This is a genomic window from Streptomyces sp. NPDC088254, from assembly GCF_044740925.1.
Lineage (GTDB): Bacteria > Actinomycetota > Actinomycetes > Streptomycetales > Streptomycetaceae > Streptomyces.
The window spans coordinates 1-23,518 of sequence record NZ_JBIURQ010000016.1; the positions used below are offsets into that span (position 1 = coordinate 1).

Consider the following 23,518-nt stretch of genomic DNA (forward strand, 5'->3'; position numbering starts at 1 on the left):
CGACTTCCTCCACGGCTACAACTACCATCGCTGCCACACCGCACTCGGAGGCCAGCCACCCATCAGCCGTGTGAACAACGCTGCGGGTCAATACAGCTAGGGCCTGCCTGACAAATCCCCGCCGTCCGCCCGCAGAGCAGGCGGGGGTTCGTCAGACAGGCCCTAGGGCGGAAACACGCCCTGGCCGGGATGGGGGTCCGCTCTGCGCGGGGTCACTTCCAGCGGAGCAGGGCGCCCAGGCCGCCCACCGGGGTCTCCTCGGACTCCGGCGGGAGCACCAGGACCGGCGCGTCCGTGGTGACGGCCGAGCGGCAGGACGATCAGGTCGGCGCCGGTCTCCTCCTGGCAGGCGGAGACGTGGTCGGCGATCTCCCCGGCGTTGTGCTCCCAGGTGTTCTCCACCTTCAGCTGGAAGTGCCGTTCCGACCAGTCGGCGGACGACGTGCGGTGGATCGGGTACTGCCGGCCGGTGACCGTGCCGGCCTCCTGCCGGCCCAGTCCGCTGCGCAGCTCGGGGCCCGCGCCCCGGCGGTCCACGTGAGGCACCAGGCACACGGGGTCCTGGCCGGCCGGCTCCAGCAGCGGTGTCACCCGCGGCAGCGGCGCCCACTCGCGTGGTCGTCCTGCGCGGGACGCGCCGACGGCGGATCGAGGACGACCTCGCCGGCGCGGGCGAACAGGGCCCGCCCGTGCGGTTCCCCGGAGCGGCGCAACTCGTCGATCGCAGTCTCCACCGTCCGGCAGGTGGCTTCGTCCGCGCCCTGCTCGGACGGCTGCCGCGCCATCGCGGCGGCCGTCAGACGCCGCTCGTGCGGGGTGCTCTCGGTGTGCCGTGAGGTGTCGACGCAGACGGAGGCCCAGGGGCCGGAATGTTCGTACAGTGGATGCAGAAAGGCGAGATGCATGCTCCCTCCCGGATGGCGCTCGGGGGTCGTTTCGCACCGGGCGGGTACCCGGACGACATGGACGAACACAACGAGCGGGGCACCACGATGACCGGAGTCGACCCGGATCGGCTGGACGACCAGCAGCTGATGAAAGAGCTGGAGACGATCCACCGCACGCGCCACGACACCCTCCTGCACGGCTCGAACGACGCGCTGCGCGCCCACAACGACCGCATGGCGAAGCTGGAGGGCGAGTACCTGCGCCGCAACCCGGACCGCTTCGTCGCCCACAGCCGCACCCGGGAGGGCGCCCGCGAACGCGACACGGCGACGGAGAGCGGCGGCAGAGCAGGCCGCGCGGACACCCCGGTCGGCAAGTGGGGCCCGGGCTCGGCCGGCGGTACGGCCAGACCGGGCCGCGGGACGAAGGAGGGCCCCGGCGGGGAGTGAACCCACCGGGGCCGCGAGGGCGACCGGACATCGCCCGGGGCGGCCGAGGTGACCCTTCCCAGGCCGGCCCGGCCGCCGCCGGGGCCTCACGCCGCCCCGGTCTCCTTGGCGAAGACGTCCAGGAACGCCTTGCAGAACGCCTTCAGGTCGTCCGGCTTGCGGCTGGTGACCAGCTTGTTCGGCCCGTGGTCGCAGATCTTCACCTGCTCGTCGACCCAGGTGCCGCCCGCGTTGCGGATGTCCGTCCTGAGGCTCGGCCACGAGGTCAGCGTCCGGCCCCGTACGACGTCCGCTTCGACCAGCGTCCACGGGGCGTGGCAGATCGCGGCCACCGGACGGCCCTGCTCGAAGAAGTCCTTGACGAACGCCACGGCCTTGTCGTCGGTGCGCAGGAAGTCGGGGTTGGCGACCCCGCCCGGCAGCACCAGCCCGCCGAAGGAGTCCGCTGACGTCTCCCCGACGACCTCGTCGACACGGAACGTGTCCGCCTTGTCGAGGTGGTTGAAGCCCTGGACCTCACCGGAGTCGGTCGACACCAGCACGGGCTCGTGACCCGCCTCCAGCGCCGCCTGCCACGGATCGGTCAGCTCCACCTGCTCGACGCCCTCAGGAGCCGTCAGAAACGCGATACGCATGTTCGTTCACCGTCCTTCCGCGGCGGGCCGGCCGGCCTCCTGGGCCCCGGCCCGCCGCTGCTCGTTCCTCTCACCACTGCGGGCACATCGGCGAGGCCCCGCCCCGCTCACCGCTCGCTTCCGACCAGGGCCTCGGCCAGTTCCTGCACCGTGGCGTAACGCTCCTCGCGCGGCAGCCGCCCCACCGCCTCCACGAGGCCGTCCGGGGCGTTCTTGCGGCGCAGGGCTCGCGTCAGGTCCTCCGGCCCCGCGGGGAAGGAGCCCCGGCCCAGAATGCGGGCCAGCTCCAGCCGTACGGTCGCCAGCGACGCCCGGGACGTGCCCGGCACCACCGGACCGCCCCACACCTCGGGGTCGTCGTCGGCGGACGGCTCGGGGTCGTGCCACTCCTCGGACCGGGTGGGATGCCCGGACCTCAGCAGACCCTGCAGTTCGTGCTTCATCTCGTCGTCCCGGTGGACACTCAGCCGGTCGCTGCCTCGCTGCATGTCTCCCTCCAGATCTTCGGGGTCGGCCCACCGCGTACCCGAGGCGCGGACGCCGACACGGGGTACTTGGAGCGGATGTGCGCCGGATCGGGCGGGGTGTTTGCGGGTCCAGGTCCGGGGCAGGCGCGGAATCAGTGCTTCGGACCGGAGGCACGTCCGTGGGACACCGCAGTTCGCGACCCCGGCGGGCCCCTCCGGCGCGCCGCGTCGCACCTCCACGGTGACCGGCCAACCCAAGCACTCCAAGGGAGTTGCCACGTTCATGCGTACATCCGTGCCCAACCCCGTGCACGACCGGGCGAGCGCGAAGCGCCACCCGCACCATGACGCCCCCGACACCGCCGACGACTTCCGCAGCCTCGCCGCCCTGGCGCCCGGCCCCGAGCGCGACGCGCTCCGCGCCCGGATCGTCGAGGCCTGGCTGCCCATGGCCGACCGCCTCGCCGGCCGCTTCCGCGACCGCGGCGAGAACACCGACGACCTCCGCCAGGTGGCCGCCCTCGGCCTGGTCAAGGCCGTCGACCGTTACGACCCCTGGCTCGGCAAGGCGTTCGAGAGCTACGCCGTGCCCACCATCACCGGCGAGATCAAGCGGCACTTCCGTGACCACATGTGGACCCTGCACGTGCCGCGCCGGGTGCAGGAGCTGCGCAACCGGGTGCGGGTCGCCTGCCGGGAGCTGTCCCAGGCCGGCTCCGCCCACCACCCCGCCGTCGCCGACATCGCCCGGCACACCGGGCTGAGCGAGGAGGAGGTGCGCGAGGGGCTGCTGGCGCTGGACAGCTTCAGCGCGCTGTCGCTCGACGCGCAGACGGCGGGCAGCGAGAACGACTACTCCCTCGGCGACGCCCTGGGCTCGGCCGACCCCGCGCTGGACACGGTCGTCGACCGGGAGTCGGTGAAGGCCGGGCTCGCCGCACTGCCCGAACGGGAGCGGACGATCCTCTACATGCGCTTCTTCCAGGACATGACGCAGAGCCGGATCGCCGAGCAGCTCGGCATCTCCCAGATGCACGTCTCCCGCCTGATCAACCGCTGCTGCGAACGCCTCCGCGAACAGGCCCTGAAGGAAACGGCGTAAAGGGAGCCGAGACCCGGGGTGCCGCGTGCCCCTCGCCGGGAGCCGGCGCGGGCGGGGCGAGACATGGACCACGGGACGGGGGTGGGCGTCGCCGCGCGGAGCGTCGGCATCGCCGGCGCCGCCGCCAGCGCCTCGCGGGAGCCGTCACCGCCTTTCCCGTCGCCGCCGTGCGCGGCGCGGACCCGTCTCCCGGGAGCCGCCACTGCCCGACGCAGCCGTGCCGCCGGACGAGGCAACGGTCTGGGCACTGAGGGACGGGAGCCGACGCTGCTTCGCGGGAGCCGGGCGCGGCTCCGTCACGGGAGCCCGCCCGCCCCTGCCACTGGGCGGGGCTCGGCATCGCCGGTCTCGGCGGCGGGGCGACTCGCCGGGGGAGTCACCCGGTTGGTGGGGGTGGGTCCCGCTAATGGCGGGTGGTCGCGCGCGGGTCGGGCCGGGGGCGGGCTGTGATGGGTGTGGGGCATGGACGTCGTGCCCCGCAGTCGTCGGCCGAAGGAGCCGTTCCATGCGCCGCACCGCCCGTGTCCTGTCCGTCGCCGCCCTGGGCGCCGCCGTACTGGCCGGCGCCGTCCCGGACGCGTCCGCGGAGCCGGCGGCGGAGATCGGCCCGGCCGCCGTCCCCCCGGGCGGCAGCGTCACCGTCTCGGTGACGTGCGACCCCCTCGGCGGTCCCGCGCCCGAAACCGTGGACGCCACCTCCCGGGCCTTCGCCGACGGGACCGTCACGCTCACCCTCGTGCCGGGCGGCGACGAGCTGACCGGCCCCGCCTACAAGGGCACCGCCCGCATCGCCCCCGCCACGGCCCTGACCGTGCCGGTGGACGCGGACGGGGCCGGCGATCCGCCTGCCGACGCGCCCGACGGCGACGCGTCGCCCCCTGCCGACGCGTCCGACGGTGCCGCGTCGCCCCCTGCCGACGCGTCCGACGGCGCCGCGTCGCCACCTGCGGGCTCCGCCTGGAAAGTCGACGGGGTCTGCCCCGCCCCGCCGGGCGGGCGCGGCGCGCCGTGGAGCGCCGGCTTCGACATCACCGAGGGCGGGAGCGACGCCGGGGCGCCCACCTGTCCCGAGGGCAAGGCCTGCGCGCCACCGTCCGCGCCCTGCGAGGGCAAGGCCTGCACACCGCCGTCCGCGCCCTGCGAGGACGACCACCCCGAGGCCTGCGGAGCGCGCGAGACTTGTGCGCAAAGCCCGCAGGACGCCAAGGATCCCGAGGCCCCCGATTCCCTCAATTCCGACGAACCCTGCGCCGGCCGCGAACCCTGCCCCGACGGTCAAGGCGAGGAAGGCGACGCCGAGCGCGGCCGGCCCTGCGGGACCCCCCGGCCCGCACCCTGCCCCGACCACACCCGCGGAGCCGACCCGCGTGACGACGCCTGCGCCGGCGCGGCCGTCCAGCACGGGGTGCGGGCCGGGGCGGGCGGCGCTTTCACCGACTCCGTGCCGGCACTGGCGGCCGGCGCCCTCCTCATCGCCGGCGCGTTCGGCGCCGCCGTCCACCGGTTGCGCCGCCGGGACGCCGCGGGACGCCTCTGACGCCGCCCCCGCGCCGTGACCGGCGCAACACCGGCGAGGCGGCCATGGGAAGGCGGCACACGGGGTACTCGGTGCCCGAGGGCACACCCGGCCCCGTACGAGATGTCACGCACCATCCGGCGCACGGGCGGACAGCGGCCCCGGCCGGCGGACGTGTGGCGACCGGCCGGCGACGGCACTCGGCACCAGGGACGGACTGCGCGGAGGACCTCATGCGGCGGACGGAACCGGAAGGCCACGGGCCCGTCCGCTACGGCCCCCCGCTCCCCGGTGACGGTCTGCCCGTGCCTCCCGGCCTCGCCGAGGCCCTCGCCTCCGCCGCCTCCCACGGCGACGGCGAACCCGTCGGCGGCGGCCCCGCCCTCCTGGACGCGGCCCGCGGCTACTGGGAGCGGCGCGGAACCCCCGCTGGACCCGAGCGGATCGTGGCCGGCCCCGGCGCCCCGGCGCTGCTGCTCGCGCTGACCGCCGCCGTCGGCGGGGACGTCCTCGTGCCGAGACCCTGCGCGGCCTGGTGGGCGCCGTATGCGCGACTGCTGGGCAGACCCGTCTTCCATGTGGCGACGCCCGCCGAGTGCGGTGGCGTCCCGGACCCGTTCGCGCTCCTGGAGACCGTGCGGCGGGTGCGCGCCGAGGGCGGCGACCCCCGGCTGCTGGTGCTGTCCGTCGCCGACGACCCCACCGCCACCGTCGCCCCGCCCGAGGTGCTGCACGAGGCCGTGGAGGCCGCCGCCGACGAGGGACTGCACCTCGTCAGCGACGAGACCTGGCGCGACACGCTCCACGACCCGCACGCCACCGTGCTGGTCAGCCCCGCCGAGATGCTGCCGGACCGGGTCACCGTCGTCAGCGACCTCGCCGGCGCGCTGCTGCCGCCGGGCTGGCCCGCCGCCGTGGCCCGGCTGCCACCCGGGGCGGCGGGGGACGACCTGCACGCGCGTGTGCTCGACGTCCTCACCGCTCTCGACGCCCGTGTCGCCGCCCCGGTCGCCGCGGCCGCCGCCCATGCCCTGACCGAGCCCGAGCCGGTCCGCACGCGCGTGCGGGACGCCGTACGGCTGCACGCACGCCTGGCGGCCGCCGCGCACGACGCCGTCGTGTCCGCCGGGGCGCTCGCCCCGCCGCCGCAGGCCGGCCGTCACCTCTACGTCGACCTCGGCCCGTTGCGTGACGCGCTCGCCGCGCGGGACGTCGACGACGCACAGGACCTGGAGGACCATCTCACCGCCCGGCTCGGCATGCCCGCGCCGGGTGGCCACCGCTTCGGCGACGACCTCGCCGCACTGCGCGTCCGCCTGTCCACCGGCGCGCTGCTGGGCGGCACGGACGCCCAGCGCACCGAAAGCCTCACCTCACCCACCCCGTTGGAACTGCCACACGTGCACCGCGCGTTGACCCTCCTGAGGTCGGTCTTCGACGATCTCGGCGGCGACGCTCAGCGATGGGAGCCTCCTCGATGACGCAGCAGTCCGAGTCGACCACCACCCGTGCGACCGCCTTCACCGGCACGACCGTCACCACCGCCCCCGGCGGCCCCCGGAAGGCCGACCCCCCGGCCCCTGCGTCCCCCGCGAGCCCCCTGCCCGCTCCGCCCGCCGTCCCGCAGGCGTCCTCGGCGCCCCTCGTGCCCGCAGGGCCCTCGTCGACGGCGGCGCCCGTGCCCCCGGCGCCCTCCGCGCCGCCGCTCGCCGAGCCCCGGCCGCTGGGGGAGCGGCGGGTGTGGCCGCGCTCCTTCCACGACCGGCTCACCGCCCCGCTGCCCGGCCTCAAGGCCATGGCCCGCTTCGCCCGCGAAGGCTCCGTACGCCCCGGCCGGGAGGGCCTCGCCGACATCCCCCGACTGCCGTTCGAGCCCGGACCGTTGCCCGCCGTGGACGCCCGTACCGTCGCCGTCTCCTGGGCGGGGCACGCCAGTTGGGTGGTGCGGATCGGCGGGCTGACCGTGCTGACCGACCCGGTCTGGTCCCGCCGCATCCTCGGCACCCCGGCCCGCGTCACACCCGTCGGCGTCCCGTGGGAGGCGCTGCCGCCCGTCGACGCGGTCGTCGTCAGCCACAACCACTACGACCATCTGGACGCGCCCACCCTGCGCCGACTCCCGCGCGACACACCGGTGTTCGTGCCGGCCGGGCTCGGCCGCTGGTTCCTGCGCCGCCGGTTCACCCGCGTCACCGAGCTGGACTGGTGGGAGGCGGCCGAACTGTCCGGCGTCCGCTTCGACTTCGTTCCCGCCCACCACTGGTCCAAGCGCAGCCTCACCGACACCTGCCGTTCCCTGTGGGGCGGTTGGGTGCTCACCGACCGCGACGGGCAGCGCCTCTACTTCGCCGGCGACACCGGTTACGGCCACTGGTTCTCCCGCATCGGACAGCGTTACCCGGGCATCGATCTCGCCCTCCTGCCCATCGGCGCCTACGATCCCCGCTGGTGGCTGAGCGACGTCCACTGCGACCCGGAGGAGGCGGTGCGGGCCGTCCAGGACCTGGGGGCGCGCCGGATGGCCCCGATGCACTGGGGCACGTTCGTCCTCTCCGCCGAACCGGTCCTCGAACCCCTCACCCGGGTCCGCGCCGCCTGGCAGCAGGCGGGCCGCCCCCGCGCCGACCTGTGGGACCTCCCGGTGGGAGGCTCCCGGGTGCTCGACCGCCCGGGCCCCGCTGCGACCTGAGCGAGAATTCGTCGGCGTGGCCCGCGTCCTGACGGCCCTCCCACCGCACTGACCGGGTGGGAGGGCCGTCAGCACGTGAGGGCCGGATGAGGGGGACGGATGACCCGGGGGCGGAAGCGGCCTTGCGCGCCCTCGTCGAACGCAGAGGCTCGGCGCCGTGCCGCAGCGGGCCACGGCGCGTTCGACGAAACTCCCGCTGAACCGCAAACAACTGGGTGAACTCGTGCTCAGGAAGGAGCTGTTGCCCTGAGCCGGCGCTGCGGCCGGAGGACTACGCCGGGTCCGTGTGCCGCAGGCGGCGCCACACGCCGGGGGCCGCGCCGATCACGACCGTCAGCGCGATCGCGGCCAGCACGCCCTGCCAGGGTTCCGGGAACAGCGAGCCGCCGAGGATGCCGATCAGCTGGTAGGTGAGCGCCCAGGCCAGACAAGCAGGCAGGTTGCCCCGGGCGAATCGGCGCAGCGGCCACTTCGCCAGCAGGCAGGCGAGCATCACCGGGATCCGGCCCGCAGGCACCAGCCGGGACAGCACCAGGACGGCCACGTCGTGGTCGGCGAGCTTGGCCTGCGCCTGGGCGAGCCGCTCCTCCGGCGCGCGGTTGCGGATCGCCTCCAGCCAGCGCGAGCCGTTCTTCGAGCCCAGTCCGCGCCGGCCCAGCCAGTACAGCGCCGCGTCCCCGAGGAACGCGGCCAGGGACGCCGTCACGAACACCAGCAGCAGCGAGAAGGGCGCCGTCTGGTGGAAGGCGACCACGGCCGCCCCGCTCACCAGCGCGCCCGTCGGCACCACCGGCACCAGCGCGCCGGCCAGCACCAGCAGGAACAGCGTCGGATAGCCGATCGCCTGCTGCGTGGACTCCGTCGGCAGGAGCGCGACGACGGCCAGCGGCGTCGGATCGGCCTCGGGTCTGAGGGCGGCCGACGTCCACGCGGCCAGCGCCGTCAGGGCGGCGGGCGGCGTCACGGCGTGACCACCGGGCGCACGCTCTCCCCGTGCGCGAGCCGGTGCACCGCGACCGCCGGCGCGCGTTGCGCGGCCCGGCGCACGAACTCCTCGCCCGGCGCATGGAATTCATGGGGGCGCACGGCGTCCATCCCGATCGGCCAGTACGTGCCGTAGTGCACCGGCACGGCGCTGCGGGGCGCGAGCCGCGCCAGCGCCTCCGCCGCGCGCCCCGCGTCGAGATGCCCCTCGCCGAGATACGGGCCCCAGCCGCCCACCGGCAGCAGCGCCACGTCGACCGGCCCGACCTCCTCGGCCATCCCCTCGAACAGGCCCGTGTCCCCGGCGAAGTACGTCCTGGCCTCGCCCTCCACGACGTATCCGAGCGCGGGGGAGCGGCGAGGTCCGACCGGCAGCCGCCGGCCGTCGTGCTCCGCGGGGACGGCGCGTATCCGCACCGGCCCGGCGTCCGTCTCGTCGCCCGGCGCCATCTCGGTCACCCGCAGATGCGTCAGGCGGCGCAGCCCCGGCACGGCGCGCGGCGCACCCCGGGGCACGAGCAGGCGCGTGCCCGGCGCGAGGCGGGCCAGGGAGGGCACGTGCAGATGGTCGGCGTGCAGGTGCGACACGACCGCCACGTCCGCGCGCCACGCCTCCGGCGGGGGCACGGCGCCGCGGCGGCGGCGCAGGTGGGCGAGCCGGCGGGCGAACAGGGGATCGGTGAGCACGCGGACGTCCGAATCCTCGACCGTGCAGGTGGCGTGACCCCACCAGGTGATCTCCACCGGCACCTCTTTGCCTCCTTCGTGCGACTCCCCCGAAGCCTACGGGCAGGAGTAGGGTCGGCGGCGAAACCCGGAGGTGAGGGGGGACGCCATGGGGCCGGTGCGGGTCACGGCGATCGCGAGTCTGACGCCGCTCGAGGAACTGGACGCCGATCCCTTCCTGGTGGACTCCCGCGGCCAGCACGCGATGTGCGCGCGGTGGGCCGAGGAACACGGGTACGTCGTCCGCCGGGAGCTGCTGGTGCGCGCGCTGCGCCCCGATCACTGCGTGCTGTGGGAGGGCGTCCGGCCCGGCGTCGACGTGTTCGTCGCGCCCAGCCGCCGGGTGCTGGAGAGCGCCCTGTCCTCCGTCGAGGAGTTCACCGAGGAGTGCGAGCGGCGCGGGGTCCGCGTGGAGACGGTCGGCCTCGCGGAACCCGCCTACGACGCCCAGATGAAGGCCCGCGTCCACCGCCGGCTGTCCATGCCGACGGCGGGCTACGACGGCCGCTGACGCGGCGCCCCCGGCCGCCGGAACCGGCCCCGAACCGTCCCCCGCGCGGTATGACAAGGTGGGTGGCGGTCCCCCGGGTGGCGGGGCCGGAACGTGAGGTGGCTGGGCGTGCGGGGAGTGCGTTGGCGGCGGGCCGTCAGTCAGGCCGGTCGGAGCGTCGCGGTGTGGGCGGTCTCCACGGTCACCATGCTCGCGCTCGCGGGCATCCTGCCGGACTTCCGGCTGCAGTCGCCGGACGGCGACGACTCCCCGACGATCGCCGTCACGGCCGCCGTCGGCGCGGGCGTCTTCGGCTTGCTGTCGGCGCTGGTCTGGCCCGTCCTGGTGCGCCTGCTGCTGCTCGTGCCGGCGCTCGTCCTCGGCCTGCTGGTGTTCTTCCTCAACGGCTCGCTGCTCCTGCTCGCGCTGCGGCTCAACCCCTCCGGGCAGAGCGAGGCGGCACCGGAGACGGCGGTGATCGTCGCCGCCGTGATGTCCGCCGTCGCCTCCGCCACCGGCGGCGCGCTCGCCGTACGCGACGACGACGCCTACCGGCACCGCCTGCACCGGCTGTCCGTCCGCCGCCGCCGGGGCGGCCCGGCCTGCGGGACCACCCCCGGCACCGTCTTCCTCCAGCTCGACGGCGTGGGCCACGACGTGCTGCTCGCGGCCGCCGCGACCGGGGTGATGCCCACGACGGCCCGCTGGCTGGGACACACTCCGGGCCACGCCGCCACCCACCGCCTGACGCTCTGGCACACCGACTGGTCGAGCCAGACCGGTGCGAGCCAGCTGGGCATCCTGCACGGCAGCAACCACGACGTGCCCGCCTTCCGCTGGTACGAGAAGGACAGCGGCGAGGTCATGGTCTGCAACCGGCCCACCAGCGCCGCCGAACTCCAGCGCCGCGCGGTCGAGCGCACCGGTGACGCCGGACTGCTCGCCGGCGACGGCGCGAGCCGCGGCAACCTCTTCGGCGGCGGCGCCGACGAGCAGGCCCTCGTCCTGTCCATAGCCGTCGGCCGCCGCGACGCGGCCACCCGCTCCCGGGCCGGCTACTTCGCCTACTTCTCCGACCCGGCCAACGCGGTGCGCACCGCGCTGTCGTTCGTCGCCGAGGTCGTCCGCGAGATCGTCGAGTCCACCCGCGCCCGGCTGCGCAGACAGCGCCCGCGCGTGGGGCGCGGCGGCCTCTACCCGTTCATCCGCGCCTTCGCGACCGTCGTCGAACGCGACGTCGTCGTGGCCGCCGTCATGGGTGACCTGCTCGCCGGCCGCGGCGCCGTGTACGCCGACCTGGTCGCCTACGACGAGGTCGCGCACCACTCCGGCCCGCGCAGCCGCGACGCGCAGAAGGTCCTCGCCCGCCTCGACCGGTCCCTCGCGCTCATCGCGAAAGTCGCCGAGCACGCGCCCCGCCCGTACCGGATCGTCGTCCTGTCCGACCACGGGCAGAGCCCCGGGGAGACCTTCCGCGCCCGCTACGGCCTCACCCTCGGCGACCTGGTGCGGGCCGGCTGCGGTCTGCCCGTCCCGCGCCGGGCGCGGCACACCCACAGTGGCGCCGAGGCGCGCGCGGCCGTCCGGGCGGCGCTGCGCAGACCGGAGGAGGAGACCGACGGCGGGCACCGTCCGGCCCCCGGCTCGGAGCCCCTCGTCCTCGCCTCGGGCAACCTGGGCCTGGTCTCCTTCCCCGACGTGCCGCACCGGATGAGCAAGGAGGAGATAGACGCCCGCCACCCCGCACTGCTGTCCACGCTCGCCAACCACCCCGGCGTCGGCTTCCTCCTCGTGCGCAGCGAGCGGCACGGCGCGGTCGTGCTCGGCGCGTTCGGCGCGGAGATACCCCTCGACCGGCTCGACGAGGAACCCGGCCCGCTCGCCGGGTTCGGGCCGCGCGCCGCCGACGCGGTGCGCCGCACGCACGCGTTCCCGCACACCGCCGACATCATGGTCAACTCCTTCCACGACCCCGCCGACGGGGAGGTGCTCGCCTTCGAGGAGCAGATCGGCTCGCACGGCGGCCTCGGCGGCCCCCAGGCCAGGCCGTTCCTGCTGTCGCCGCTCGACCTGTCCGCCCCGGTCGGGGACGGCGAGGACCTCGTGGGCGCCGAACAGGTCCACCGCGTCCTGCGCCGCTGGCTGAGCGAGCGGAACGCCCCCGAGACGCCCCTGGAGCCGACCCCCGAGGAACGGGCCGCCTGAGAGGTCTTGCGTGTATGCCCCGACGTCCCCCCCGGGGGCGCCGACTGCCGTTCACGGCCCGTGGGCCGGTCTTCCGGGTGCGACGACGGCGAGTGTGATCGGATGGGAACACGGAAACCCGTCACCCGTGAACCCGTCCGACGGGACCCCCACGCGAAAGGAACAACCGTGGCCACCACGCGCACCGCACACACCGAATGGGAAGGCAACCTGCTCGAGGGCAACGGCGTCGTCACCTTCGACTCCTCCGGCATCGGCCGGCAGCCGGTGTCGTGGCCGTCGCGCGCCGAGCAGGCGAACGGCAAGACCAGCCCCGAGGAGCTGATCGCCGCCGCCCACTCCTCCTGCTTCTCCATGGCCCTGTCGCACGGCCTGGCCGGCGCGGGCACCCCGCCCACCAGGCTCGTCACCTCCGCCGACGTCACCTTCCAGCCGGGTGAGGGCATCACCGGCATCCATCTGACCGTCGAGGGCACGGTGCCCGGCGTCGACGAGGACGCCTTCGTGGCCGCCGCCGAGGACGCCAAGAAGAACTGCCCGGTCAGCCAGGCCCTCGCGGGCACCACGATCACCCTGTCCGCCAAGCTCGCCTGAGCCCCGGACCGCCCCGGCCGGCCGTCGCGCACCCCGCACGGCCGGCCGGTTCGCGTCCGGCACGCGGGAGGGCGCCCGCTGCGCGGAGGTCAGGGCTTGCGGGCGACCCCCGCGTACACCGGCACGATGCCCTCCGCCTGGAGCGCCACGTCCTCCGGCTCGGGCCGCCAGCCCGACACCGGGATCACTCCAGGGCCGAGCAGCTCCAGACCCTCGAAGAAGCGGGAGAACTCCGCGAGCGAACGCGGGTGGAAGGGGGTGCCGCTGCGCCGGAAGTGGTTCGCCGCCTGCTCGATGGCCTCCGGGTTCAGATCAGGCGTGACCTGGGAGAGGATCAGGTAACTCCCTGGCGCGAGCGCGGCGACGTACCGTTTCAGCAGCCCGTACACGTCGTCGCCCGAGGGGTCCTCGCCCAGGTAATGGGTGAGCGCCACCAGCGACAGCGCGACCGGCCGGCCGAGGTCCAGCGACTCGGCGGCCCGGTGCAGCACGGCGTCCAGGTCGCGGACGTCGGCGTGCACATACCGGGTGGAGCCCTCGGGGGAGCCGTGCAGCAGCGCCTCGGCGTGCCGCAGCACGATCGGGTCGTTGTCCGCGTACACGACCTTCGCCTCCGGGGCGACGCCCTGCGCGACCTGGTGCAGGTTCGGCTCGGTGGGGATGCCCGTGCCGATGTCCAGGAACTGGCGTATCCCGGCCTCGGCGACGGCACGCACGGCCCGCTGCATGAACCGGCGGTTGGCGCGCGCCCCGCGCAGCACCGTTTGGTCCACGGCGAGGATCCTGCGCGCCAGCTCCTCGTCCACGGGGTAGTTGTCCTTGCCGCCCAGCCACCAGTCGTACACCCGGGCCGGGTGCGGCCGGCTGGTGTCGATGCGCAGGGGGGTCTCGGACTCGGATCCGGTCATACGGGGTCGCTCCTCGGGCGTGCGGTACGGATGGTCAGGGCCGTGCGAGCCCGCGGGACCCGTGCCGGGCCCTGGGCGGCTTTAGCGGGATCAGAGGCTTCCGCGGGCGTCCCGCAGAAGCTTCTTCGTGCGCTCCGCCGACGCGGCGTGCGTCGTGATGTGGTCGAGGACCTCCAGATGCGCGGAGACCTCGTTGCGGGAGTCGAGGTACAGCGCGCCGGAGACGTACTCGGTGACCACCATGTCGGGCAACTCCGGTTCGGCGAACCGGAAGAGGGAGAACGGCGCGGACGTCCCGGGGTGCGGGCCGTCCGCGAACTCCGCCACCTGCAAGGTGATCCGGTCCCGTTCCGCGAACTCCAGGAGCTTGTCGAGCTGTCCGCGCATGACGGCCGGGTCGGCGCCCACCGGCCGGCGCAGCACCGTCTCGTCCATCACCGCCCACAGATGGGGTGCGTCGGGGCCTTCCAGCAGCCGCTGCCGGGCCATCCGCAGCGACACGTGCCGCTCGATCGCCTCCGGGCTCCTGCGCCCGACCGTCCCCGACTCCAGCACGGCACGCGCGTACGCCTCGGTCTGCAACAGGCCCGGCGCGAAGTGCGGTTCGTAGGAGCGGATCAGCCGGGCCGCGCCCTCCAGGCTCACGTACAGGCTGAACCACTCGGGCAGCACGTCGTGGAACCGCTGCCACCAGCCCGGCCGGTTGGCCTCCTCGGCGAGCGCCACGAACGCGTCGGTCTCCTGCGCCGGCACGCCGTAGGCCTCCAGCAGCACCTGTACGTACGGGATCTTCAGCGAGACCTCGGCGGTCTCCATGCGCCGCACGGTCGCCGGGGCGACCCGCAGCGCGCGGGCCGCCTCCTCGCGGCTCAGCCCGGCCGCCTCGCGCAGCTCCTGGAGCCGCCTGCCCAGTACCACCTGGCCCACCGTGGGCGCGGGCCGTCGCTCACTCACGCCACGTCTCCCCTGCGCGTCGAGACACGCGGACAGTCTGTCATGTTCCGGTTCCCACTCGCAGGGGAGACGGCAAGAAGATCGTCCGGCGGGGTGCGCCGTGATCGCCCGGACGGCATTACCCCGGGAGTAATCGACCCCGCTTCCCCCGCACGGGATCGTAAGGGCAGCGGGTCCGGGCCGGCGCACTCCGGTCCGGACCCGCAGCCTCAGCCGCATCCCGACCTCGACGGAGGGTGATCCGCCATGTCCGCCACCCAGACCACCGCGCCCGTCCGCCCCGCCCGGCGCACCGCGCTCCTCGCACTCGCCCGCACCGCCGAGCCGCACACCGCGCTGCGCCGCTTCCTCGCCCTGGACGCGGTGGTGACCGGTGTCAACGGCCTCGCCTACCTCGCCGCCTCCGGGCCCCTCGGCCGGCTCCTCGGCGTCGGTTCCGCGACACTGCTCGGGCTCGGCGCGTTCCTCACGGCGTACGCGGCCGGCGTGGGCCTGCTCGCCACCCGCGTCCGCCCCGCGGCGCTGCCCGTGCGGGCGGTGATCGAGGCCAACGCGGTCTGGGCGGTGCTCAGTTGCGGTGCCCTCGCACTGTGGCTCTCACCGACCTTCGTGGGTGAGGCGTGGACCGTGGCGCAGGCCCTCGTCGTGGCCGGCTTCGCGGCACTCCAGCAGACGGCACTGAAGGCGCGCGACAACTGACTGGCAATCAGGCTCCGAGCGAATGAAGGTACTTGACCGTCGCCGGGTCGGCCGGGAGCAACGTCTCGATGGCCAGCTCGGCGACGGTCACGTCCATGGGCGTGTTGAACGTGGAGATCGACGAGATGAACGACAGCGTCCGGCCCTCGTGCTCGATCAGCAACGGCAGCGCGAAGTACGGCACCGGATCGTCGCCTTCACCCCCCGAGCCGGCCTCCGCCCCGGGCCCGGTCTTCGGCGCCGGATACGCGGCCACCTCCTCGTACAGCGCCCGCAGCGGCGCCGACCGGTGCAGGGCGATGTCGCGCTCCATCTGGGCGAGCAGATGGCCGCGCCACTCGGGCAGGTTCCGGATGCGCGGCGCGAGGCCCTCCGGGTGCAGGGTCAGGCGCATCGCGTTCAGCGGGGGAGTGAGCTGCGACTCGGGGAGGCCGTCCAGCAGCAGGGTGATCCCGCGGTTCGCCGCCAGCACGTTGTACATCGCGTCCACGACCAGCGCCGGGTAGGGCTCGTAGCCGCGGATCAGGCGCTCCATGCCGGTGCGCAGGGCGTCCAGCGCCGGGTCGTCCAACGGGGTCTCCCGGTACCGGGGGGCGTAACCCGCCGCGAGAAGAAGCGAGTTGCGCTCCCGCACGGGCACACCGAGGTGCTCCGCGAGTCGCAGCACCATCTCCTCGCTGGGCCGGGAGCGGCCCGTCTCGATGAAGCTGATGTGCCGCGCCGAGGAGTCCGCGCGCAGCGCCAGCTCCAGTTGGCTCACCCGCCGCCGCTCCCGCCAGGCCCGCAGCAGGGGGCCGACGGCCTGGGCGGGTTCGGAGGCGACAACGGTCATGCCGCCGACCGTAGCCGACGGAGCGGCGCGCCACGAGCCCGCCGGCCCGGTAAGGCTTCGGGCGGGGGCCGTCACGGCGGCGCTGTGGGAGGCTGGACGGGTACGCGACACCGTGACACCGCGACATCGCACGACATCCAGGAAGGGAGCCGGGCCATGGCCGTCGAACCGCTGTCGCTGAAGGAGATCGAGGACCGCCTCTCGGAGCTGCCGGGCTGGTCCGTCGAGGCGGGCCGCCTCACCCGCTCCTACCGGCTGGCCTCGCACTTCGCCGCGACCGCCCTGGTCATCCATGTCGCGCAGGTGCAGGAGGAGCTGAACCACCACTCCGACCTCACCCTCGGCTACGACTCGGTGACACTCGCGGTGAACACCCACAGCGCGGGCGGCGCCCTCACCGAGCTCGACTTCGAGCTCGCCCGCAGGGTCGAGGATCTCGCCCCGGGCCACGGGGCGCGCTGACGCACGAGGCGGACGGGGCGGGATCGGGGACAACGGGATACGGGGGGTGCGCGTGCTGGACTACGACGAGGAAGCCGAACGCTACGACGCCGCGCGGGGCGGTGAGCCCAGGGCGGCGGCCGCCGCACGGGCCGTCCTCGGCCTGCTGCCGGACGGGACGGCCAGTCTGCTCGACGTCGCCTGCGGCACCGGCATCGTCACCCGCAGGCTCGCCGCCGGGCGCGACGCTCCGCGGGTGACCGGCGTGGACCTCTCGGCCGCGATGGTCCGGCAGGCCGCGGCACGGCTGCCCGGCGCGATCGTGCGGGCCGACAGCCGCCGACTGCCCTTCCGCGACGGCGAGTTCGACGCCGTCAGCAGTGTGTGGCTGCTTCACCTCGCGCCGAGCGACGCCGACGCGCGGACGATCGTCACCGAGTGCGCGCGGGTGCTGCGGCCCGGCGGCGTCTACGTCACGACGGTCGACAAGGCCGCAGCGCACAACGTCGGCAGCGACATCGACGCCGTCCTCGCCTCCCGGCCGCCCCACGACGCCAGGGACGACGAGGCCCGCGTCGAGTCGTACGCCGTCGCCTGCGGCCTCGTCCCGGCCGGGCGGGCGCGCTTCCCGGGCCGGGGGCAGGGCCGCAGTCCGCGCCGCACGATCGCCGACCTGCGACGCGGCTGGTTCCTGACCCTGCCCCCCGGCGAACCCCTCGCCGAGGTCTTCGCCGGGAGGCTGGCGCGGCTGCCCGACCAGGACCGCCCACGCCCCGACCCCGAGTTCACGCTCAGGGCGTTCCGGAAGCCGGCCGCGCCCTCCTCGTCAGGCGGCTGACCGACGGTTCAGGACCGTGAGCGGCTCAACTCACCGTGCATTCCTGGCCGCCCAGCCGGAACGCCGTCGGTTCGCCGTTCCTGCCGGACCAGTTGCCCGTGAAGCCGAAGCCCACCGACGAACCTGCCGCCACGACGGCGTTCCAGGTGGTGTTCCTCGCCGTCACCGACGAACCCGACTGCGTGTACTGGGCGTTCCACAGCTGGGAGACCTTCTGGCCGTCGGGGAACGTCCAGTCGAGGCTCCAGCCGGACCAGGCGCTCGCACCCGTGTTGGTCAGCTTCACCTCCGCCTGGAAGCCGCCCGACCACTGGTTGGTGATCGTGTAGGTCACCGCGCAGGCGCCGGCCGGGGTCGGCGGCGGGTCCGTGCCGCCGCCCCCGCCGCCGGCGTCCGAGGTGTCGCCGTAGATCACGCCCCGGCCGTTGGTGGCGAGGTAGACCCGGCCGTACACCCGCGGGTCGCCGGTGATCGCGGCTCCCGTCCAGCCGAACTGGTGGGCGTCGTCGTTGATCCTCGTCCAGGTCGCGCCCTTGTCCGTGGAGCGGAAGACGCCCCGCACCCCGGCGATCTTCGCGCTGGTGTAGAGGGTCTGGTAGGAGGCGCCCGCGGCCGCCTTGCCGAAGCCGACCGTGTCGGCCTCCTGGACGTTCGCCAGCTTGGCGAAGCTCGCGCCGCCGTCCGCGGAGTGCCACAGGCCGTACGCGCCGTCGCTCGCCCCGCCCGCCAGCCACACGTCGCCCTTCGCGCCCGGTAGCGCCTTGAAGCGCACGCTGTCGCCGCTCGGCAGCCCCGTGGCCGCCGAAGCGGTGAACGTGGCGCCGCCGTCGGAACTGACGTAGAAACGGCCGGACTTGAAGCCGTAGAAGACCTTCGGGTCCACCCGGTCGGACTCGACGACCGCGCCCGCCGGGATGCCGGCCGACGCCGTCCAGGACGAGCCGAAGCCGGTCGTGTGCTGCACGCCCGCGCCCTCCGGACTCCACACGAAGCGGCTGCCGTCGGCGGCCGCGGCCACCGTCCCGCCGCCGCTCACCCCCGAAGGGTCGCTCCCCGCGAACCAGTTGGCCCCGTTGTCCGTCGAGAACGCGACATGCGGACCGGAGTCGAGGTTGCCGACGCGCACCACCGTGTTCGGTCCGGCCTCGGCGTAGTCCAGGCTCGTCGTCGTGGTGAAGTTCGGCGAGGTGAACATCATCGAGGGGACCTTCGTCAGGTCCGTGTGCCGGAATCCGCCGACGTCACCGAGCGCGCTGAGCAGCGGCGCCCCGGACGGGGGAGAGGCGAGGTCGTTGACCGCCGTCTCCTCCAGCCCCTGCACCATCGGCCTGACCGCGAACTGCCCGCCGGTGTCCCAGTTCCGCAGGTTCTCCGTGCCGTAGATCGTCGCGCCCGTCCCGTACATCATCCGGTCCGAGTCGAACGGGTCGATCTCCAGCGCCTCCGTCATCCATCCCAGTTTCGGGCTCTGTTCGGGCGGCGACGGGTTCGCGCCCCAGGTCAGCCACGGCGAGGACGAGACGTCGATGGTGTAGCGGTTCGCCCGCTCGGGATACGAGGTGTAGTCCCACGCCTTCGTCCACGTCGCGCCGCTGTCCGTCGAGCGGAAGATCTGCGTGTCCGGCCACCAGGAGCTGTACGCGGTCGCCATCACCGTGCCCGCCCGCTGCCGGTCGACCGTCAGTCCGCTGAAACCGTAGAAGGTGTCGGCCTCCGCCACCGGGCTGATGTCCGTCCACACACCGGTCGCCGTCGTGTACCGCCACAGCCGGCCCTTGCCGCCGTCGTACGGGCCGCCCTTGTCGCTGTAGGCCACGTACAACTGGCCGTTGACGGTGTCCAGCACGCCCTTGTGCGCAAGCTGTCCCGTCGGCTGCCCCGCCAGCCGCGACCAGGTCGCGCCCGCGTCCGTCGACCGGTACACCGCGTTGTCCTTGTCCGCCACGCCGACGTAGATCGTCCGCGTCGCGCTGCCCGCCGTGCCGGTGGACTCGTCGAAGGTGACCCAGACGATGCCCTGGTTGTCGGAGGCGTAGCCGCTGGTGTCGCCCGGATCCTGCACGTAGTTGCCGACGTTGGGGAAGTTCGCCACCTGCGACCAGGTGACGCCCGAGTCCGTCGACCGCCACAGTCCCTTCCCGCTGGGCGCGCCCAGGTAGAGCACGCTGTTGCGGTGCGGGTCGACCGCGAGCCGCTCGCCCATGCCCCGGCCGGGCATGTTGCCGCCCAGCTTGAACGGCAGGTCGGCGCGCTGCCAGCTCGCACCTCGGTCGGCGGAGCGCAGCACGGCCCCGTTGCCCGGGTCCCAGCTGTTGGTGTACGTCCCGGCGGCGACGTAGACGCGGTTCGGGTCGACCGGGTCGGAGGCCAGGCTGACCACGCCCGTGTGCCCCCAGTTCGCCCAGCCGACCGAGTCCAGCAGCGGCGTCCACGTCTTGCTGCTCTGCTGCCAGCGGTACGCCCCGCCGATGTCGGTGCGCGCGTAGGCGAGGTTCTTCTCCTTGCGGTTGAAGACGATGCCGGGCACGAAGCCGCCGCCGTCGATCCGGGCGTTCTTCCAGGTGTACGACTCGGCGGCGACCGTCGTCTTCTCGGCGCCCGAGGCCAGTGCGGGCGGGGTGCCCGCGAGCAGCCCGGCGGCGAGGGCGAGGACGGCGGTGAGGACGCGGGTTCTTCGCACGGTGGGGTTCCTTCCTGGGTGCCTTCGTGGAGGAGGGGAACGTGCGAGGGCCGGACGGCCCCCAGTGCGGGTGGGGGCCGCCCGGCCAGGTGGCCTCGTCGTCCGGTGACGAGACCGCGTACGCGCAGCTCTCAAGCGGTTCCGTGGAAGGGCGGTGCGGACCCCGCGCCCGGAAAGGGGCGCGGGGAACTGCGCGACCAGCCACAGCGGGCCGGCAGTCTGAACCACCGCTCCACCCGCGGAGCGCTCGGCGGGGACTATTCGAGGAGCTCCGCGTACGAGCCCATGGCCAGTGCGATGTCGGCCTGGGCCCAGAACCGGTGGTACGTGAACGAGGGCGCCGCCCCGCCCGCCAGATAGGCCTCGATCTTCGACCAGTTGGGGTCGTTCTTGTAGAAGGACCTCAGTGAGGCGAAGGTGGACGAGGAGTTGATCGTGTCGCCGTTCGGCATCTTGCCGTTGAAGCCGCTCGGGACGTACACGCCGTCGTCGAAGCGGTTGTAGTCGGTGCGGGTCTCCGGGACGGCGATCCCGAGCGCGTCCTGGTGCTTGGTCCACATGCCGTCAAGCAGCGCCTTCGCCGTCGTCTTCGCCTCCGTGTCACCGGAGCGGTCGGCGTAGTACGTCAGGGTCTTGGCGTACGAGGCGGCCACCCCGACGTCGTCGGTGTAGTCGGCGACGGTGACGTGGAGTCCGCTGTTGGCGCCGGGACTCGAGGCGTTCCAGGTGTCGGGCTGGCCCGACCACTGGAGCGTCGAGGGGATCCGGTAGGTGCCGTCCGGGTTGATCGTGGTCTTGGACAGCGCCCAGTCGACCCACTTGTCGAGGACCGCCTTGGCGGCCGCGTTCCCCGTCTGCTGGTAGTACTCGGCGACCCGCTCCATCGACCACGCCTGGAAGCCGAACCACTGGTTGGACGGCGGGTCGTGGTAGACGGGCTGCTGGTCGTAGTACATGCCGTAGAAGGTCGACTTGCCGGCCGGAGGGGTCGCGTACCGGCCCGCCCAGCTGTTGGTCGCGCCGCCCGCGATCGCGCCCTCGTCGGACTGCAGCCAGCGGTAGAACTCCAGTTGCCGCTGGAGGGACTTGGTCCAGTCCGCCTGTCCGGTCGCCGACTTGGGCTTCAGCGGGGCGTAGCTGCTCAGCGCGTAGGCCGCCAGGGGGTTCTGGTAGCCGCCGTGGGCGTGACTGGAGCCGATGCGCCAGGCCCAGCCGGCGTTGGTGTCGGTGGCACCGCCCCAGGCGTAGTACCAGGACAGCAGGTAGAACGAGGCGTCCTTGCCGGTGCCGGCCGGGCAGGCGGCCGGGCCGACGCAGTTGCCGACCTTCTTGAAGTACTTGTCGTACATGGCGTAGCGCAGGTAGTCGCCCATCTTCGCGGCCTTGCCCACGGTCGCGGAGACGCTCGATCCCTTGCCCTGCTCCTTGGCCCAGACGTCCGCCCAGTACGCGGCCTGCACGGCACGCGCGTCGGCGTCCGGGGCGTTGGTGAACTTCCACTGCTTGGCGTAGGAGGAGTCACCGGTGAACAGGTCCAGGTAGCCGTTCCTGCCGCCGTACTTGAAGGCGTCACAGGTCGGCTGCGGGATCGTCTCCCACACGGATTCCTCGGCACCCCGCTGGAAGGTGTTGATGTACGAAGGGCCGGTGTCCGACGGACCCGCCTCGCACTTGCCGGGCGAGTTGCCGTAGCCGTAGACGTTGTCGACGTCCTGGAGCCAGTGCATGCCGTAGACGTCGTCCGTGCCGTAGGCGCTCTTCAGCTCACCGGCGATCGGGTCCGAGCCCACGGAGACGCCCGAGTCCAGCTTCGCCGGGTACTCGTTCGGGGTGTCCAGCTCGGGCGCGTAGGTCGCCGGCTTGGAGGCGTTGTAGAAGGAGTTGGTCGGCTGGTCGGCGTTGGTGGGGATCATGTACTTCTCCATGATGTCCCAGGCGCTGTTGAACTTGGACCAGTCGCCCGTCACCTTGCCGTACATCGCCTGCAGCCACAGCAGGTAGCTGTAGGCCTCCGACGTGGTCTCGTGACCGTGGTCGGGCGCCTCTACGATCAGCGTCTCCACCGAGTGGTAGGGGATGCCCTCGGGGGAGAAGTAGCCGTTCGCCGGGTTGGTGATCTTGCCGTAGAGCTCCAGGAAGCGGGCGTCGTACACCTTGGAGCCGGCGATCTGGGTGACCGTGACGGACGCCTTGGCGTGTCCGGTCGCCGTCGACTCGAAGGTCGCCGAACCGGTGCCGGTGGCGTTGCCGGCGATGGTCACCCGCTGCGCGGTGTTCCAGTTCGACGGGGTGAAGGTGAGGCTCGCGCCGCCCGTGACGGTGAGACCGGTGTTCCCGCTCGTCCGGGCGGTCGTGACGGTCACGTTGGCCGAGGGCTGCGTCGACAGCTTGAGGTCGTACGACCCCGTCCCGCTCTGCTGCACGGCCAGCTGGCCGGCGGAGGCCACCACGGCCGGTCCCGAGGCGACCGTGACGCCCACCGGGGTGGACGTCCCGGACGCGCCCAGGCTGTCGTAGGCCTTCGCCACCAGGGAGTGACTGCCCACGGTCAGCCCGGAGGCCGACAGCGTGTACGGGGCGCTGGTGTCGGTGCCGAGCAGGGTGGTGTCGTCGTAGAACTCCACCTTGGTGATCGTCGCGTTGTCGGCGGCCGCGGCGGTCGCCGCGAGCGGCACCGCGGCCCCCTGCGTGTAGACCGCGCCCGGCGCCGGACTGGTCAGCACGGTGACGGGGGGTTGGTGGGCGCCGGTGCACGGCGTGCCGTTGACCGAGAACGAGGTGGGGGCGGCGTTGGCGCCGCTGTAGGTGAACTGCGCGCCGGCGCTGACGGCCGCTCCGGCCGCGACCGTCGCGTTGTAGGGGGCGTTGACCACGGTGACCGTCTGGCCCGACTGCGACCAGGTGCCGTTCCAGCCGTTCGTCAGCTTCTGGTTGCCCGTGTAGGAGTACGCCAGGGACCAGCCGTTGATGGGGTCCGTGCCCCGGTTGGTGAGGGTGAGCTCCGCGGTGAAACCGGAGCCCCAGTCGTTGGCCTTGTAGTCCACGCTGCACTGGAGAGCCGCCGCCCGGGCGGGCGTCGTACCGGTGCTCAGCATGGCCAGGGGGAGTGCGAAAGCCGCCGCCAGGGCGGTCCACAGGCGCCGCGTCCCACGGCGTCCGCGTGCGGGATCCATGGTGCTGGTTCCTCCTTGCGGCTCGGGAGAGGGTGGGGGGAGGAGCAACAAGCCTTGAACCAGTGGGAGCGCTCCCATAGTGCGGAGACCCTGGAGTGCGGTCAAGGTGCTTGAAGAGTCGAAAAGATTCGACTCCCGAAGTTGAGGGAAATCAGCGACTGCCCTGTTCTTTGCCGACGCTTGGCGCTAGCTTCGGTGACACCAGTGGGAGCGATTCCATCAGTCGACGCGTCCGTCACGACGCGCCC

At 73.6% G+C, this 23,518-nt stretch carries 19 protein-coding genes and 3 pseudogenes; 12 read left to right on the forward strand and 10 right to left on the reverse strand.

Annotation, left to right across the window (positions count from 1 at the left end; translation table 11 throughout):
• Window positions 1-100 (forward strand): annotated as a pseudogene (locus ACIOC0_RS36660) (IS481 family transposase); the annotation flags it as partial.
• A gap of 212 nt (window positions 101-312) precedes the next feature.
• Here the strand turns inward: ACIOC0_RS36660 and ACIOC0_RS36665 are convergent.
• Window positions 313-905: pseudogene (locus tag ACIOC0_RS36665) on the reverse strand (Vms1/Ankzf1 family peptidyl-tRNA hydrolase); the annotation flags it as partial.
• A 57-nt stretch (window positions 906-962) separates the two neighbouring features.
• Between ACIOC0_RS36665 and ACIOC0_RS36670 the strand changes: the two are divergent.
• Window positions 963-1,208 (forward strand): annotated as a pseudogene (locus ACIOC0_RS36670) (DUF6158 family protein); the annotation flags it as partial.
• 215 nt (window positions 1,209-1,423) lie between these two features.
• Here the strand turns inward: ACIOC0_RS36670 and ACIOC0_RS36675 are convergent.
• Window positions 1,424-1,972, reverse strand: a complete 549-nt coding sequence (locus ACIOC0_RS36675; protein WP_402160704.1) for a type 1 glutamine amidotransferase domain-containing protein — start codon at window positions 1,970-1,972, stop codon at window positions 1,424-1,426.
• A gap of 107 nt (window positions 1,973-2,079) precedes the next feature.
• Complete coding sequence (locus ACIOC0_RS36680) at window positions 2,080-2,460, reverse strand: DUF2795 domain-containing protein (protein ID WP_402160707.1); 381 nt, start codon at window positions 2,458-2,460, stop codon at window positions 2,080-2,082.
• Window positions 2,461-2,722: 262 nt separating this feature from the next.
• On the opposite strand from ACIOC0_RS36680, the gene ACIOC0_RS36685 reads away from it, so the two are divergent.
• From ACIOC0_RS36685 to ACIOC0_RS36700, 4 genes are all read left to right on the forward strand, one after another.
• Window positions 2,723-3,541, forward strand: a complete 819-nt coding sequence (locus ACIOC0_RS36685; RefSeq protein WP_402160710.1) for an RNA polymerase sigma factor SigF — start codon at window positions 2,723-2,725, stop codon at window positions 3,539-3,541.
• 505 nt (window positions 3,542-4,046) lie between these two features.
• A complete protein-coding gene (locus tag ACIOC0_RS36690) occupies window positions 4,047-5,078 on the forward strand; it encodes a hypothetical protein (protein WP_402160712.1) in 1,032 nt (343 codons plus the stop codon).
• Window positions 5,079-5,290: 212 nt separating this feature from the next.
• The gene (locus tag ACIOC0_RS36695; RefSeq protein WP_402160714.1) at window positions 5,291-6,538 is read left to right on the forward strand and encodes an aminotransferase class I/II-fold pyridoxal phosphate-dependent enzyme; all 1,248 of its coding nucleotides are present in this window, start codon (window positions 5,291-5,293) and stop codon (window positions 6,536-6,538) included.
• The gene (locus tag ACIOC0_RS36700) at window positions 6,535-7,746 is read left to right on the forward strand and encodes an MBL fold metallo-hydrolase (RefSeq protein WP_402160716.1); all 1,212 of its coding nucleotides are present in this window, start codon (window positions 6,535-6,537) and stop codon (window positions 7,744-7,746) included. The genes ACIOC0_RS36695 and ACIOC0_RS36700 overlap by 4 nt, the downstream gene beginning before the upstream one ends.
• A 271-nt stretch (window positions 7,747-8,017) precedes the next feature.
• Here ACIOC0_RS36700 and ACIOC0_RS36705 read toward each other — a convergent pair whose 3' ends face one another.
• Both ACIOC0_RS36705 and ACIOC0_RS36710 read right to left on the reverse strand, forming a co-directional pair.
• Window positions 8,018-8,632, reverse strand: coding sequence for a DedA family protein (locus tag ACIOC0_RS36705; RefSeq protein ID WP_402161135.1), 615 nt, complete (start codon window positions 8,630-8,632; stop codon window positions 8,018-8,020).
• Between the two features lie 74 nt (window positions 8,633-8,706).
• Window positions 8,707-9,480 (reverse strand): MBL fold metallo-hydrolase, encoded by a 774-nt coding sequence (locus ACIOC0_RS36710; protein ID WP_402160719.1) that lies wholly within the window; start codon window positions 9,478-9,480, stop codon window positions 8,707-8,709.
• 85 nt (window positions 9,481-9,565) lie between these two features.
• Here ACIOC0_RS36710 and ACIOC0_RS36715 point away from each other — a divergent pair, with 85 nt between their 5' ends.
• The 3 genes from ACIOC0_RS36715 (at window position 9,566) to ACIOC0_RS36725 (ending at window position 12,745) form a co-directional block, all read left to right on the forward strand.
• Window positions 9,566-9,967 carry a hypothetical protein gene (locus ACIOC0_RS36715; protein ID WP_402160722.1) on the forward strand — a complete coding sequence of 134 codons (402 nt, stop codon included), beginning with the start codon at window positions 9,566-9,568 and terminating at the stop codon, window positions 9,965-9,967.
• Window positions 9,968-10,075: 108 nt separating this feature from the next.
• Complete coding sequence (locus tag ACIOC0_RS36720) at window positions 10,076-12,151, forward strand: phage holin family protein (RefSeq protein ID WP_402160724.1); 2,076 nt, start codon at window positions 10,076-10,078, stop codon at window positions 12,149-12,151.
• A 168-nt stretch (window positions 12,152-12,319) separates the two neighbouring features.
• Window positions 12,320-12,745, forward strand: coding sequence for an OsmC family protein (locus ACIOC0_RS36725; protein ID WP_351092921.1), 426 nt, complete (start codon window positions 12,320-12,322; stop codon window positions 12,743-12,745).
• Window positions 12,746-12,834: 89 nt separating this feature from the next.
• Here the strand turns inward: ACIOC0_RS36725 and ACIOC0_RS36730 are convergent, their stop codons facing one another.
• Both ACIOC0_RS36730 and ACIOC0_RS36735 read right to left on the reverse strand, forming a co-directional pair.
• Complete coding sequence (locus tag ACIOC0_RS36730) at window positions 12,835-13,653, reverse strand: SAM-dependent methyltransferase (RefSeq protein WP_402160727.1); 819 nt, start codon at window positions 13,651-13,653, stop codon at window positions 12,835-12,837.
• Window positions 13,654-13,743: 90 nt separating this feature from the next.
• Window positions 13,744-14,607, reverse strand: a complete 864-nt coding sequence (locus ACIOC0_RS36735; RefSeq protein ID WP_402160729.1) for a helix-turn-helix domain-containing protein — start codon at window positions 14,605-14,607, stop codon at window positions 13,744-13,746.
• Window positions 14,608-14,853: 246 nt separating this feature from the next.
• On the opposite strand from ACIOC0_RS36735, the gene ACIOC0_RS36740 reads away from it, so the two are divergent.
• Entirely contained in the window at window positions 14,854-15,306 is a 453-nt protein-coding gene (locus tag ACIOC0_RS36740; RefSeq protein ID WP_402160732.1) for a hypothetical protein, read from the forward strand.
• A gap of 7 nt (window positions 15,307-15,313) precedes the next feature.
• On the opposite strand, the gene ACIOC0_RS36745 is transcribed toward ACIOC0_RS36740, so the two are convergent.
• Complete coding sequence (locus ACIOC0_RS36745; protein WP_402160734.1) at window positions 15,314-16,138, reverse strand: helix-turn-helix domain-containing protein; 825 nt, start codon at window positions 16,136-16,138, stop codon at window positions 15,314-15,316.
• A gap of 156 nt (window positions 16,139-16,294) precedes the next feature.
• Between ACIOC0_RS36745 and ACIOC0_RS36750 the strand changes: the two genes are divergently transcribed.
• Together ACIOC0_RS36750 and ACIOC0_RS36755 are read left to right on the forward strand one after the other, a co-directional pair.
• The gene (locus ACIOC0_RS36750) at window positions 16,295-16,600 is read left to right on the forward strand and encodes a 4a-hydroxytetrahydrobiopterin dehydratase (protein ID WP_402160737.1); all 306 of its coding nucleotides are present in this window, start codon (window positions 16,295-16,297) and stop codon (window positions 16,598-16,600) included.
• Window positions 16,601-16,652: 52 nt separating this feature from the next.
• Window positions 16,653-17,417, forward strand: a complete 765-nt coding sequence (locus ACIOC0_RS36755) for a class I SAM-dependent methyltransferase (protein WP_402161138.1) — start codon at window positions 16,653-16,655, stop codon at window positions 17,415-17,417.
• Window positions 17,418-17,442: 25 nt separating this feature from the next.
• Here ACIOC0_RS36755 and ACIOC0_RS36760 read toward each other — a convergent pair whose 3' ends face one another.
• A complete protein-coding gene (locus ACIOC0_RS36760; RefSeq protein ID WP_402160740.1) occupies window positions 17,443-20,097 on the reverse strand; it encodes a cellulose binding domain-containing protein in 2,655 nt (884 codons plus the stop codon).
• Between the two features lie 257 nt (window positions 20,098-20,354).
• Window positions 20,355-23,270: a glycoside hydrolase family 48 protein gene (locus ACIOC0_RS36765; RefSeq protein WP_402160743.1), complete on the reverse strand. Its 2,916-nt coding sequence runs from the start codon at window positions 23,268-23,270 to the stop codon at window positions 20,355-20,357.
• Between the last annotated feature and the right edge of the window lie 248 nt (window positions 23,271-23,518).